At 41.4% G+C, this 12,779-nt stretch carries 16 protein-coding genes; 10 read left to right on the plus strand and 6 right to left on the minus strand.

The window, feature by feature from the left end:
* Window positions 1-94 precede the first annotated feature (94 nt).
* The 3 genes from AR335_RS01245 to spxA all read left to right on the plus strand — a co-directional run bounded on the left by AR335_RS01245 (window position 95) and on the right by spxA (window position 1,445).
* A complete protein-coding gene (locus AR335_RS01245) occupies window positions 95-658 on the plus strand; it encodes a GNAT family N-acetyltransferase (RefSeq protein ID WP_062231398.1) in 564 nt (187 codons plus the stop codon).
* Between the two features lie 24 nt (window positions 659-682).
* Window positions 683-811 carry a hypothetical protein gene (locus AR335_RS25085; protein WP_255357533.1) on the plus strand — a complete coding sequence of 43 codons (129 nt, stop codon included), beginning with the start codon at window positions 683-685 and terminating at the stop codon, window positions 809-811.
* Between the two features lie 238 nt (window positions 812-1,049).
* Window positions 1,050-1,445 (plus strand): transcriptional regulator SpxA, encoded by a 396-nt coding sequence (spxA, locus tag AR335_RS01250; protein WP_062231400.1) that lies wholly within the window; start codon window positions 1,050-1,052, stop codon window positions 1,443-1,445.
* Window positions 1,446-1,489: 44 nt separating this feature from the next.
* Here the strand turns inward: spxA and AR335_RS01255 are convergent, their stop codons facing one another.
* Window positions 1,490-2,158, minus strand: a complete 669-nt coding sequence (locus AR335_RS01255) for a TerC family protein (protein WP_062231402.1) — start codon at window positions 2,156-2,158, stop codon at window positions 1,490-1,492.
* 314 nt (window positions 2,159-2,472) lie between these two features.
* On the opposite strand from AR335_RS01255, the gene mecA reads away from it, so the two are divergent.
* Window positions 2,473-3,147, plus strand: coding sequence for an adaptor protein MecA (mecA, locus tag AR335_RS01260; RefSeq protein WP_062231404.1), 675 nt, complete (start codon window positions 2,473-2,475; stop codon window positions 3,145-3,147).
* Window positions 3,148-3,284: 137 nt separating this feature from the next.
* On the opposite strand, the gene AR335_RS24615 is transcribed toward mecA, so the two are convergent.
* Entirely contained in the window at window positions 3,285-3,488 is a 204-nt protein-coding gene (locus tag AR335_RS24615; RefSeq protein WP_062231406.1) for a YjzC family protein, read from the minus strand.
* A gap of 159 nt (window positions 3,489-3,647) precedes the next feature.
* Between AR335_RS24615 and AR335_RS01270 the strand changes: the two genes are divergently transcribed.
* Entirely contained in the window at window positions 3,648-4,868 is a 1,221-nt protein-coding gene (locus AR335_RS01270) for a competence protein CoiA (protein WP_062231408.1), read from the plus strand.
* A gap of 34 nt (window positions 4,869-4,902) precedes the next feature.
* On the plus strand, window positions 4,903-6,720 hold the full coding sequence (gene pepF / locus AR335_RS01275; protein WP_062231410.1) for an oligoendopeptidase F: 1,818 nt from the start codon (window positions 4,903-4,905) through the stop codon (window positions 6,718-6,720).
* A 311-nt stretch (window positions 6,721-7,031) separates the two neighbouring features.
* On the opposite strand, the gene AR335_RS01285 is transcribed toward pepF, so the two are convergent.
* The 4 genes from AR335_RS01285 to AR335_RS01300 form a co-directional block, all read right to left on the minus strand.
* On the minus strand, window positions 7,032-7,940 hold the full coding sequence (locus AR335_RS01285) for a ClpXP adapter SpxH family protein (RefSeq protein WP_062231412.1): 909 nt from the start codon (window positions 7,938-7,940) through the stop codon (window positions 7,032-7,034).
* Window positions 7,937-8,347, minus strand: coding sequence for a globin (locus tag AR335_RS01290; RefSeq protein WP_175501879.1), 411 nt, complete (start codon window positions 8,345-8,347; stop codon window positions 7,937-7,939). The genes AR335_RS01285 and AR335_RS01290 overlap by 4 nt, the downstream gene beginning before the upstream one ends.
* A 217-nt stretch (window positions 8,348-8,564) precedes the next feature.
* A complete protein-coding gene (locus AR335_RS25350) occupies window positions 8,565-9,188 on the minus strand; it encodes a lytic transglycosylase domain-containing protein (protein WP_062231414.1) in 624 nt (207 codons plus the stop codon).
* Window positions 9,189-9,246: 58 nt separating this feature from the next.
* Window positions 9,247-9,828 carry a CYTH domain-containing protein gene (locus tag AR335_RS01300; RefSeq protein WP_062231416.1) on the minus strand — a complete coding sequence of 194 codons (582 nt, stop codon included), beginning with the start codon at window positions 9,826-9,828 and terminating at the stop codon, window positions 9,247-9,249.
* Between the two features lie 132 nt (window positions 9,829-9,960).
* On the opposite strand from AR335_RS01300, the gene AR335_RS01305 reads away from it, so the two are divergent.
* From AR335_RS01305 to AR335_RS01320, 4 genes are read left to right on the plus strand one after another with little or no spacing between them, the layout of a single operon-like run.
* The gene (locus AR335_RS01305) at window positions 9,961-10,344 is read left to right on the plus strand and encodes a hypothetical protein (RefSeq protein WP_062231418.1); all 384 of its coding nucleotides are present in this window, start codon (window positions 9,961-9,963) and stop codon (window positions 10,342-10,344) included.
* A 22-nt stretch (window positions 10,345-10,366) separates the two neighbouring features.
* Window positions 10,367-11,008 (plus strand): GTP pyrophosphokinase, encoded by a 642-nt coding sequence (locus tag AR335_RS01310; protein WP_053354744.1) that lies wholly within the window; start codon window positions 10,367-10,369, stop codon window positions 11,006-11,008.
* Between the two features lie 26 nt (window positions 11,009-11,034).
* Window positions 11,035-11,829, plus strand: a complete 795-nt coding sequence (locus AR335_RS01315; RefSeq protein WP_053354743.1) for an NAD kinase — start codon at window positions 11,035-11,037, stop codon at window positions 11,827-11,829.
* Window positions 11,830-11,840: 11 nt separating this feature from the next.
* A complete protein-coding gene (locus AR335_RS01320; protein ID WP_062231420.1) occupies window positions 11,841-12,743 on the plus strand; it encodes an RluA family pseudouridine synthase in 903 nt (300 codons plus the stop codon).
* The last annotated feature ends 36 nt before the right edge of the window (window positions 12,744-12,779 follow it).

A 12,779-nucleotide genomic window follows, 5' to 3' on the forward strand; every position in this document is an offset into this window, starting at 1 on the left:
GATGTTTATCCCTTTGGAAAGAGGGAAAACTAAATCAAATTCTATTTACTCTCTCTATAACTAAATCATTTCAGTTAGGAGCTGTCAGGACAAAATGAACTGGTACGAAAAATTAAATCAATATTTCCCAATTGAAGAAATGAAATCTCAAGAACATATGGAACTCCTTCTAGAAGACAAAGGAGATATTTATCATAAAGATGAAGGCCCCCATCATGTGCTGATGTATGTAGAACTGGATGATTTTATTTTCATTGATTATTTGTTCGTGTCTAAAGAATCACGCGGCCAGGGGCTGGGAAAGACCTTGCTGAAAAAGCTTAAAGAAAAAGAAAAACCGATCATACTTGAAGTAGAACCCATTGACTATGAAGATACAGATACCGAAAAACGGCAGCGGTTCTATCGGCGTGAAGGATTTAAGCATGCATCAAAGATTGGTTACAGAAGAAAGTCACTTGCTACTGAACAAGTGAATGAAATGGAGATTTTGTATTGGGCTCCCAAAGGGGAAAGTGAAGAAAGTATTTATGAAAACATGAAAAAGACGTATAATGAGATACACACGTACAAAGATAAAGAATTGTACGGTAAAGCTTATCAGGATGTAGCCGATGTGCTCACCTTTCAGCACGGTAAAGACGCCATAACCGAGTAATTTCTATGGCAAGGAGGTATCTGCATGAAAGCCAAGGATAAGAAAAAACAGAGTAAGCGGGAACTATTGAAAGAGATGTTGAGAAAGAATTTAAAAGGCTTATCCACGGGTCCGAAAAAAGGGCCGGCATCTCAATTCAAATCAATTGCATAAAGTGATTATGGGATGAAAACTTTTTCATCCTATTTCTTTTTATGTTTTGTGAAACTTTTTTCGGGGTAATACGTCTATATAGATGGAACACATTGTTTTAGTTGGGTTGTATAAGTTTTATTACATTTTTGTGAAGACCTTTCTTGTTTAAAGAAAATGTAGTATAATAAAAAATATGATTTAATAACTATTTTAAAGTAGGGGTTAAATCAGTAGGATGGGGAAGGAGAAGATCCATATGGTTACTTTATTTACTTCGCCGAGTTGTACATCTTGTCGTAAGGCAAAAGCGTGGTTAAAAGAGAATGACATTCCATACCAAGAAAGAAATATCTTTTCAGAGCCTTTGAGCATAGAGGAAGTAAAACAAATCCTTCGTATGACTGAGGATGGAACGGATGAAATTATTTCAACCCGTTCAAAAACATTTCAGGAATTAAACTTGAATGTCGAGACGATGCCTCTACAGGATCTGTATCAGCTTATCGCAGAAAACCCAGGGCTTTTAAGACGGCCGATTATCATGGATGAAAAACGACTCCAGGTAGGCTATAATGAAGATGAAATCAGAAGGTTTTTACCTAGAAAAGTCCGTACGTATCAATTGCTCGAAGCACAGCGTATGGTTAATTAAAAAAGCTTCTACAGATTAACTTCTGTAGAAGCTTTTTTTATCAATCATTTATGTTTTCCGGTCCTCATCGATTTTGAAAGAACGCCTGCAGCAATCACTCCGATTACGATAATGATGCTGAATGCGGATTTGATGTGGGGGCTGGACAGGAATAAAGGCTGAAGTTCTTTTTCCGAACAGATCATACCCGCTGCTGTGTAGGCCAGAATACCGGCGCCGATATAAATCAGAATTGAAAAGCGTTCCATCATATGAAGGATGGCCTTGCTTCCCCATATAATAATAGGTACAGAGATGATAAGACCAATCACGACGAGCTGAACCGATCCATGTGAAGCACCAGCAATAGCCAGTACATTATCAAGGCCCATTGCAATATCGGCTACAACAATGGTTCGGATGGCGCTGATCAACGACATGCCTGGTTTAATATTATTTCCGTTTTCATCATGTACAAGCAGCTGGAAGGCGATGTAAATTAACAGAACTCCCCCTGTCAGGTAAAGAAGGGGAACCTTGAGCAAATAGACCACAAGAACGGTTAAGATGATTCTGACGATGATTGCGAGGCCTGTCCCAATAAAAATCGCTTTATTTCTTTGATGCTCAGGCAAATTACGGCTGGCCAGAGCGATTACAATCGCATTATCTCCCCCAAGCAGAATATCAATGGCGATGATCTGTAAGAGGGATATGAGGAAATCTGTTTCCACGAATGCCAAACCCCTTTCAAGTGCTAAACGGGACTATGTATGTTAAAATGTACAAAACTTCTTTCAAATTAAGACCATTTATTTTTCCGAAAAGTCATTTAATCGTTAAAAGAGCCCGTTTAATCTAAAAAAAAGGGCAAAAAAATGGTCAGCATTTTTATTTCCAACTTCGATGTTTTGTCATAGAATAGAAGTACAAGAATGAGCCAGCTTTGGATTGAATTTTCTTTTTTTAGGGAAAAGTGACAATACATCATACCCAGGGGAAATTATCCCTTCATAGGTTACAATACGGTTAGAAGGGAGAGAACGAAATGGAAATAGAAAGAGTCAATGAATTTACAATTAAATTTTTCATAACGTATAGAGATATTGAAGACCGAGGTTTTGATCGTGAGGAAATCTGGTCCGACCGTGAGCGGGGGGAAGAATTGTTCTGGGAAATGATGGACGAAGCCCACCAGCAGGAACAGTTTCCTTTAGAGGGTCCGCTTTGGATTCAGGTGCAGGCCATGGATAAAGGGCTGGAGATTATTGTAACCAGAGCACAGATGTCAAAAGACGGCACCAAGCTTGAATTGCCTCTAGGTGATGAAAAAATCGATCTTCCTGTAGATAAAAATATCGAAAAGATGCTTGATCAGCAGTTTACGCCAGATGATAAAGAGGAAGCTGAAGATATTGAACTTGCAGACGAAGATTATTTGTCCTTTCTGTTAATCTTCAGTGATTTTGAAGATATGATCATGTTATCCCACAACATTGACAGTTCTTTATTCGCAAATTCCCTTTATCACTTTGATAATAAGTATTACTTGTATGTTACGTTCAATCCAGAAACAACGGATAGGGAGCAGGATGATTTATTATCTCAGCTGCTCGAATATGGCACAGATTCTGATGCATCCATCCATCGAATTCAAGAGTACGGAAAACAGATTATTGCTGAGCGGGCCCTTGAAGACATTTCGGCTCACTTTACATTGTAAGCACGCACCGATTTCATTACTTGGAATCGGTGTTTTTATTTTGAAAAACGCCAGTTCCTTGTTTACTCCAACAAGAGCTGGAGCTGGACAATATATCTATGCAGCTCATTGAAAAAAACAGACGATTATCGCCTGTTTTACTTAACTAGCTTCCATTGGTGCTGCCGATTGCGGGTTTTGGTCTTGCCGCCGTGTGAAATTTCTATTGTGTAAGGTTTTAGTTCAGGAAACGTTGAACCTTCTTGAAGTTCCACACGCTGTCCTCTTTTTACTTTGCCGCCGCCATGGCCTGCTTCAGCATATGTCCCGTTTACGTTTACGGTTTCTCCGGATTTAAACATGATCATACCTTCTTTCTGTTCATATTTAAGCTCACAAGTTGAATGATAGTCTGACAAATATAGTATAGCAATACATGAAAATATTTCCACTCTAAATCGACCATCTTCTTGAAAATGGGATTTCTTTACCATAAAATAAAAGAAAAAAGAGGTGATGCTATGCTTGTTGCCCATACGAGCACAGGTAAAAGAATCAGTCTTCATACCGGCTACTCGAAAGAAGAGCTGAGGTCTATTCAAAAAAGCAGCGGTTTTTATTGTCCCCAATGCAATGAAAAAGTTCAGATCAAAGCGGGAATCATGAAGATCTGGCATTTTTCACACGTTCCCGGCGTTACCAATTGTACTTTATCCAGAGGAGAATCAATGTACCATCTGCTCGGCAAAAAGCTCTTGTATGAACATGTCAATAAGGAATTTCCCAATGCACTTCTGGAACCATTCTTTCCGGATATCTCCCAGCGCCCCGATATATGGATACCACCCCAGATTCCCATAGAGTTTCAATGCTCTGCTATTCCATCCCCCATTTTGATTGAAAGATCCAAAGGCTACATCAGCAGGGGAATGACCCCTTTTTGGATCCTCGGTAAGAAAAGGCTTAAAACACTTAGTTCCACTACTTTTCAGATCTCATCATTTGATTGGCTGACCGCGCGAATTTCTTCTGTTAACCACTTGCCCTCACTTTATTACTTCTGTCCTGTTGAAGCAAAAGTGTATCATCTCTCCTCCATTGTTCCTGTTACATCAACAAGAGTGTATGGAAAGCTTGATTCATATCCCCTATGTGAATATTCCTTTCAAACTCCTCATCATCTTCAACCATCAAAAAGAGATTCCCCATTGTTTCAAGTTAAATCCTGGCTGAACGCAAAAAAACAATGGAGACTCCACGCCTTTAAACAAAACCATCAAACCTACCGCCAACTGAAAATCCTCTTTTTTAAAAATCATTCAACGCTTACTTACTTTCCTTCTGAAGCAGGGATGCCTGTCCCTTTTGCTTATACTCTAAAGGAACCTTCATTTATATGGCAGTCATATGTGCTGCTGTACTCCATCATTCCTGTACAGATTGGTGAATCCATTCAGTTCTCCAGCGTATTTAACCATATGAAATGGCTTATCCATAAAAAAATAATAACTCTGCGGGAACTGCCGCTCATTGCAGATGTACATTATTCATTTGCTGTCATGCATTATCTTAACCTGCTTTGCTTTTATGGGATCATTAAACGAGTTGGAAAAAAAGAGTTTGTAAAGATCAGAGACCCCGTTTTCCCAAATACGATGGATCAGGCATTGGCCAATGATTTTATTTTAATGGAGTCGGGGGTAAAACATGGTGTGAATATTCTGTTTTCTGGTAAAATGTAGGTATGCACGAAATTAAAGCAGGAGGTGCCGCTGCATGGCTCAAACAAAATCAAAATCTCTTCCGAAACGAGAAGAATTATTACAGCAGGATACATGGGATCTTGAAGCCATTTACGCAACAAATGACAAATGGGAAGAAGAATTCAATGAAGTTAAAGGCCTGTTGCCTGAATTGAAGGAATTTCAAGGAAAACTTGGAGAATCGGCAGAAACGCTCTATCATTACTTTCAAAAACAGGACGAGCTCACAAAAAAGCTTGGGAAGCTCTATACATACGCCCATATGCGGTACGATCAAGACACAACAAACTCTTTTTACCAAGGATTGAATGACCGGGCATCAAATCTAGCAACTCAGGTAAGCAGTTCTTTATCATTTGCTGTACCGGAAATTCTGTCGTTGCCCGAGGAGACCATTCAAACCTATGTTAAAGAGTATAAAGAACTGGCCTTATACAAGCATGCCTTGGATGAAATCAACCGCCAGCGGCCGCATGTTCTTTCTAAAGAGGAAGAAGCTCTTCTGGCTGATGTCAGTGAAGTGACGGCAAATGCCAGTACCACATTCGGAATGCTCAACAATGCCGACCTTAAATTTCCTGAAATCAAAGATGAGAACGGAGATGAAGTCGAGGTTACACATGGCAGGTACATCCGGTTTCTGGAAAGCAGCGACCGACGTGTAAGGGAAGATGCGTTTAAAGCTGTTTATGGAACGTATGATAGATTTAAAAATACATTTGCAAGCACGCTGGCAGGTACCGTGAAAAAAGATAACTTTTTTGCCAGGACAAGAAAGTTTGAGTCTGCAAGGCAGGCCGCTTTAGACAGCAATAATATTCCTGAAGAAGTGTATGAAAATCTCGTTAAAACAGTGAATGACCATCTTCATCTCCTTCATCGTTATGTCGACATCCGAAGGCGGGCACTGAATGTAGATGAACTTCATATGTACGATCTGTATACACCCCTAGTTCAGGATGTGAAGATGGAAGTTCCTTATGAGGAAGCGAAAAACCTTGTGTTAGAAAGCCTGAAGCCGATGGGCGAAGAGTATGTGGGTATCGTGAAAGAGGGCTTGGAAAAGCGCTGGATTGATGTACATGAAAATGCAGGGAAACGAAGCGGAGCCTATTCATCTGGAGCATACGGGACGATGCCTTATATCTTGCTGAACTGGCAGGACAATGTTAATAACCTGTTTACATTGACACATGAAATAGGGCACTCGGTTCACAGCTATTATACGAGAGAATATCAGCCATATCCTTATGCTGATTATTCCATCTTTGTCGCTGAAGTAGCTTCTACCTGTAATGAAGCGCTGTTAAATCACTACATGTTAAATAAAACAAAAAATAAGCAGGAAAAGCTTTACTTGTTGAATCACCACTTGGAAGGCTTCAGGGGGACGGTATTCCGTCAGACCATGTTTGCAGAATTTGAACAAGCTATCCATGTTAAGGCAGCAAACGGTGAGCCATTAACACCAGAACTTCTCACCAAGATTTATTACGATCTAAATCTGAAATATTTTGGTGAGAATGTGGTGATCGATAAAGAGATCGGCCTGGAATGGTCAAGGATTCCACATTTCTATTACAATTTTTATGTGTATCAATACGCTACTGGCTTCAGTGCGGCATCTTCTCTTTCAAAACAGATCCTGGAAGAAGGAGAAAGTGCAGTTTCCCGTTACATTGACTTCTTAAAAGCCGGAAGCTCTGATTATCCAATAGAAGTGCTGAAAAAAGCAGGAGTTGATATGACGACGTCTAAACCGATCGAGGATGCATTAAAAGTGTTTGAAGAAATTCTGGATGAGATGGAAGACCTGCTATTTGAGAAATAAAAACAAGAGGAGCTCTTTACCGGTTAGACCGGTAAAGAGCTCCTTTAATTGTGAAAGGGTCTTTTCAATTTGTTTCGGTAATTGATACATAACATGAAAAGAAGGATGGAAAGAAAAAGCAAGGGAACGGATAAAGCAAGAGAAATCATTTTTAACAATGAAAGGAGAAAAAAATAAAAGCAGCCGGCAATAAAGAATAAGGACATCGTGAATAAGAACAAATACATGGCGACCCTCCTTGTCTCCATTGTATTCACCCTGTTCAGCCGCTATTCAAAAAAAGACGAACCTTTATGTGAAAGGTCCGTCAGTCAACCGACTTGTGATGAATTGTATCTCCAGAATGTACCGTACTTTACCGGAACACGTTCTACCACCTGTTGAAGAACGAGCTTTTTCATGGCTGTTTCTATCTCATTGGCTGCCAAGTTGTACACGACGGAAAGCTCTTTCGTTGCGACGAACCGGTAAATTTTCATGAACTCTTCAAGAGGGGGAGGGGATTTGGGTTCAGGATGAAACCCAAGCATCTCGCCAATAATTTCAACATAAATCGAATATTGGTAGCTGCCGGCAATTTTTATTCCGTCTTCTTCGGCCTTATCATTAAATATGATAAGGGTAGGAATCTGGTCGATTTCCATTTCATTTGTAAATTCCCAATCGCATTGAAGGGCTTTTATAGCCGATTGTGAATGCATATCTTTTATGAATTCATAAGCGTCCAAGCCAACGTTCTTGGCGATTTCAAAAAGCACTTCTTCTTTTGAAATGTTTTGCTTCTGCAAAAATAAATGCTCTCTAAGCTTGCGCAAAAATTTGTTTCCTGACTGCTTGCCTTGAAGTTCCGCTGCTTTAATGGCAAGGAATACAAGGTAGGGCGCAAGGATGGGATCTTCAAACCAGAGATCACCGTCACAGCTCATGCCCGTCATATTTGCTGTTTTTTCCCATCGGTCTGCAATTCGTTCAGCAGACTGATAGCCTTTCCGTCTTCGAAATGAATTTAAGGAGTCCAATTTCCCGCCAATGATGTGCCTTAATGTGAAATATTGTCCATACTCAACCTGCAATTTCTTTAAGATAGGTTCCAGCGCCCAGCATTCGGGGCATAATGGGTCAATGACAGAGTATAATTCCAAGGGCTTATGACAGCTGGAAGCAGTAAAGTTACCCTTGTGCTTCGCTTCATAAGGATATTCGGCTTCAAAAGGTGTCAATATTTATTCTCCTTTCCATGGCTATCATCGGACGTATTTACCATATGATAAGCAGTCATGGTTAGACGGCTGATAATAAAATCCCTGAGGGGGCCTTCAAGGGATACAGAATCCATTGCTTTCCCCATACACTCCAGCCAAGCTTTTGCATGGCGCTCTGTAATCGGAAAAGGCATATGCCGTGCTCTTAGCATAGGATGCCCATGTTCCATCGTGTATAATGAGGGACCGCCAAGAAACTGAGTAAGAAATTGAATCTGTTTACGTGCAGTTTCAGTAAGATCATCAGGAAACAGGGGCGCTAGATCCTCGTTTTGTTTGACATGTTGATAAAAATTGGTGACCATTTTTGTAAGAACAGCCTCTCCGCCCAGATGTTCATATGGGGTCATATCCATTTCATTCATGGTGAAAACTCCTTCAAGACTTTTTCACAAAATCAGATTCATTAACTGGGATTTGGGTGACCGCTGATCACGTTCAAAAAATCCTCAGAGTTTGTTTGTTTTCGAACTCCGCATTTGATGATGCGATAAACTTATTGTAGCAAGGGTATAGCCGGATTAGCAAACAATAGGATTCCCGGAAAAGCCCATAAAAAAACCGCACCTTTCATAAGGGCGGTCAAGCATTCATGCTCTGGTATGATTCCATCACTTTATTTACATAATTTTGTGTTTCTTGAAAAGGAGGGATGCCTCCATATTTAGCTACATTGCCAGGGCCAGCATTATAAGCTGCGAGAGCAAGCTTTTCATCACCGTTATAGTGGTCAAGCATCTGTTTAATGTACTTCACGCCGCCTTCGATATTATCTTCAGGGTTATAGGGATTCTGTACACCAAGCGCCTTTGCCGTCTCAGGCATGAGCTGCATCAATCCCATGGCACCTGCCGGGCTTTTGCTTAATGGGTTAAAACCTGATTCATGCTGTATGACCGACCGGATCAGGCTGGGGTTTACATCATATTTAGCACTGATTCTTTCAAGAATTGAATCGATATCTTTTGCTCCGGATGGGTGCGTTAGCTGTAATGAAGGCTTGGTATTCGGAACAGCCGGCAATGCAGAGACTGTCTTCACTGGTATTACTGGTTCTCCACCAGGCTGATCTAACCCCGCGGCTTCACTCAACTGCTGAAGAATCATGGCAAAGGGTGAAGATACAGGAGCAGCTGCTGTCCCATTTACATTTAACTGCTGAAGCGCTTGAAGCTCCATCAGCATTTTTATAGCATCAATTTTCATTTTTGTTCTCTCCTCAAACTATATGTATAATCATATCAAATGAGGAAGAATTAAACAATTAGAGTTCGCTGTTTTTAGCTTCAAAAAAACGTTGTATTTTATTGAGTGTTTTTCTTTCAGGTATTCCGTATTGCTTCAAGAAAGTGCTAAATTCAAATTCACCTTTTTTTCTTTCTTTCGCTTCATATTCCAGTTCGTAATCGATAACGGAAAGATATTGATTTTCATCGAGGACAAGGAGGCCGTCGGTGGTTTCTTTTTCCGCTCGCTTCGTTTTCAGCGTTCCAAGGTAAACGATGCTTTTCGGATCAACGCCTAAATCGGTCAGGATGGAATAAACATGGCCTTCCGCAAACTTTTCGTTATTCATGTAAGAGCTGTATTCTGCTTCGCTGAGTTGTTGATGCGTTTCGAGCAGTCCATCGGGATGAGGCTGCTTTAAGGTTAAAACAAAAGATCCGTTTTTTTCGCGGATTCGCAGGGCACAGCGGTGACTTTTAAGTGAAAAATCGGGGGTATCGAAATAATGGTTCGTCTGTGTGGTAAAAGACTCTTCCTTGAGTGAAAGTTCATTAGATAACAGGAAGAATTCATCAGGGGTGAGCATATTTTTAAACTCTATTTCAACTTCTTGCTCCATATTTAGCACTCCTTCGTATATGTACTGCACGAATCCCATTATGACACAGCCTTATTTGATTCTCAAATGACAAACTGTCTCTATAATTGTGTTAAACTAAAGAGTAGAATAATTGTTTTTAGGAGGTACAGCATGGCAATCAGACATAACATAAATCAAGCAGAAATAGGTGAACAGCTTACACTGAGCATAGAGAAGGGTGAAGGCTTTTCCGAATGGAAAGACGGCAGCAGGATGCTTGTTGATTCGGATCAGCTTTCATTCATCTATGTCATGGAAACAGAGGATGACCTCGTATATATTTCGCTGCCAGAGCAGTTTTGGGGACAATTGAGTGAAGCCCTTTCTAAAGAACTTCCCGTTGTACTAAAAACAGCTGAAGAAGACCATTCCTTCGAGCTGTCTGCTCTGCATTCTGAACTGTCTTATTTGCTCGAAAACATAAAAGGCAACAGCAATTATGGCGATAATATGCTTGAGGCTGTAGAACGATTGTTTCCAGCGAATAGCAAGTAATAACAGGAAGGTGGATGAGGCAATGGATTGGGAGACCCTTCTCGCCCCCTACAAACAAGCAGTAGATGAATTAAAAGTAAAATTCAGAGGAATAAGGGAACAATTTCAGAAGACCACAAAGCAATCACCGATTGAATTCGTCACAGGAAGGGTAAAGCCTATTAATTCTATTTTGAATAAGGCGTGGCAAAAAAATATACCGTTTGAAAAAATAGAAGAAGAAATTCAGGACATTGCCGGTTTGCGCATCATGTGCCAGTTTACGGATGATATTAAAAAAGTGACAGATATGCTCAGGAACCGCAAAGACTTCGAAATAGTTGAAGAGCGGGATTACATCACGAACAAAAAGCCAAGCGGCTACAGATCCTATCATCTGGTCATCCGTTACCCTGTGCAGACCTTGGAAGGGGAGAAGCCATTGCTGGCAGAAGTTCAAATCCGTACGCTTGCGATGAATTTTTGGGCAACCATTGAGCATTCTTTAAACTATAAATATCAGGGACAGATCCCGAAAGACATTCAGCTGCGCCTGCAGCGGGCAGCGGAGGCCGCAGGCCGTCTGGATGAAGAAATGGCTGAGATCAGAGGCGAGGTTCAGGAGGCACAAATCGTATTTTCGGAAAGAACGGATGATGGGAAAGGATCCAGTCCGACTACATAATTTCTTCGAAAGAAGGTGATCCATTCGTGAATTTTGCCATTATTTCAAAAGGCGACCAAAAGTCAAATACGCTGAAACAAAAAATTAAGACCTATCTGCAGGAATTTGAGCTGCAATACAATGAGACGGAACCGGATATCGTGATTACGGTTGGCGGGGATGGCACATTGCTTCACGCTTTCCATCACTATGTACACCGGATTGACCAGACCGCATTTGTCGGGATTCACACGGGCCACTTAGGCTTTTTCGCCGATTGGGTGCCGGATGAAGTGGAAAAGCTCGTGATTCATATTGCAAAAACACCCTACCAAATTGTAGAATATCCGCTTCTTGAAGTGACAGTACGCTATCTGGATGATGTTGATGAAAAAAGCTATCTCGCCCTTAATGAATGTACAGTCAAAAGCGGCGAGGGCTCTCTTGTCATGGATGTGGAAATTAAAGGTGATCTGTTTGAAACGTTCCGCGGGGATGGACTCTGTATTTCTACACCATCAGGAAGTACGGCTTATAACAAGGCTCTTGGAGGAGCGATCATTCATCCTTCACTTCCATCCATCCAGCTTTCGGAAATGGCTTCGATCAATAACCGTGTATTCCGTACAATTGGTTCACCCCTGGTGCTTCCTCAGCATCATACATGCATGCTGAAACCGGTGAACGATGTGGATTTCCATATTACCATCGACCATTTGTTTCTGCTGCAAAAGAAAGTCAAATCGATACAATGCCGGGTAGCTGAAGAAAAGATCCGGTTTGCCCGATTCCGTCCTTTCCCATTCTGGAAACGGGTGAAAGAAGCCTTCGTTACCGATTAACAGGAGACATTATGACCACATTTACAATAACGTGGAAGGTTAAAGAAAATGAGGCTGGTTTGCTGCGTGAATTTTTGCGGCTTCATAAAAATATTTCTAAAAGCGCACTGGCTGATATTAAGTTTACAGGAGGAGAGCTTCTCGTAAATGGAGTACCTTCTACTGTCAGAAAAAGTGTGAACACCGGGGATGAGGTTGAGGTCCGGTTTCCACCCGAGGAAATCAGTTCTCATATGGAGCCGATTCCTATGCTGCTTGATATCCTGTATGAGGATGAACATCTTCTCTTCGTAAACAAGCCTGCAGGGATTCCTACCATACCATCACGCTACCAGCAGAACGGCTCCCTTGCCCAGGGAGTCCTTTCCTATTATGAACAGGAAGGGATTCAGAGCACATTTCATGCCGTCAACCGTCTTGATAAGGATACTTCGGGTCTCGTCATGATTGCGAAGCACCGTTTTGCACATTCGTTATTGTCTCAGCAGCAGAAGATAAAAGCGATCAAGCGAACCTATCTAGCAGGTGTGGAAGGCAGGTTTGAAAGTCTGAGCGGGACAGTGGACGCCACCATTGGAAGGAATCCTGATAGTCTGGTTGAAAGAATGGTCACAGATCAGGGTCAGAAGGCCATTACTCATTTTAAAGTGCTGAAGGAGTTGGCGGGGAACAGTCTTGTTTCTCTGCAGCTTGAAACCGGTCGGACCCATCAGATACGCGTTCATATGGCCCATATCGGACATCCGCTGCTCGGAGACGACCTATATGGTGGACCGGTAGATCTGATTGTCCGACAGGCCCTCCATAGCTGGCAAGTCTCCTTCTATCATCCGTTAGAGGAAAAGATGATGAACGTAGAAGCACCGCTGCCGCAGGATTTACAGCAGATTTTTGGAGACGTAGCAGAACAGTAAAAAAAAGCCCTTTTGGGGGCTTTTTTTGTTGGTCCA

The sequence above is a fragment of the Fictibacillus sp. FJAT-27399 genome (genome assembly GCF_001510655.1).
GTDB lineage: Bacteria > Bacillota > Bacilli > Bacillales > Fictibacillaceae > Fictibacillus_C > Fictibacillus_C marinisediminis.

Coding starts and splice junctions, on each gene's coding strand:
- AR335_RS01245 (WP_062231398.1), top strand. CDS start 95: ATGAACTGGTACGAAAAATTAAATCAATATTTCCCAATTGAAGAAATG.
- AR335_RS25085 (WP_255357533.1), top strand. CDS start 683: ATGAAAGCCAAGGATAAGAAAAAACAGAGTAAGCGGGAACTATTGAAA.
- spxA (WP_062231400.1), top strand. CDS start 1,050: ATGGTTACTTTATTTACTTCGCCGAGTTGTACATCTTGTCGTAAGGCA.
- mecA (WP_062231404.1), top strand. CDS start 2,473: ATGGAAATAGAAAGAGTCAATGAATTTACAATTAAATTTTTCATAACG.
- AR335_RS24615 (WP_062231406.1), bottom strand. CDS start 3,488: ATGTTTAAATCCGGAGAAACCGTAAACGTAAACGGGACATATGCTGAA.
- AR335_RS01270 (WP_062231408.1), top strand. CDS start 3,648: ATGCTTGTTGCCCATACGAGCACAGGTAAAAGAATCAGTCTTCATACC.
- pepF (WP_062231410.1), top strand. CDS start 4,903: ATGGCTCAAACAAAATCAAAATCTCTTCCGAAACGAGAAGAATTATTA.
- AR335_RS01290 (WP_175501879.1), bottom strand. CDS start 8,347: ATGAATGAAATGGATATGACCCCATATGAACATCTGGGCGGAGAGGCT.
- AR335_RS25350 (WP_062231414.1), bottom strand. CDS start 9,188: ATGAAAATTGATGCTATAAAAATGCTGATGGAGCTTCAAGCGCTTCAG.
- AR335_RS01300 (WP_062231416.1), bottom strand. CDS start 9,828: ATGGAGCAAGAAGTTGAAATAGAGTTTAAAAATATGCTCACCCCTGAT.
- AR335_RS01305 (WP_062231418.1), top strand. CDS start 9,961: ATGGCAATCAGACATAACATAAATCAAGCAGAAATAGGTGAACAGCTT.
- AR335_RS01310 (WP_053354744.1), top strand. CDS start 10,367: ATGGATTGGGAGACCCTTCTCGCCCCCTACAAACAAGCAGTAGATGAA.
- AR335_RS01320 (WP_062231420.1), top strand. CDS start 11,841: ATGACCACATTTACAATAACGTGGAAGGTTAAAGAAAATGAGGCTGGT.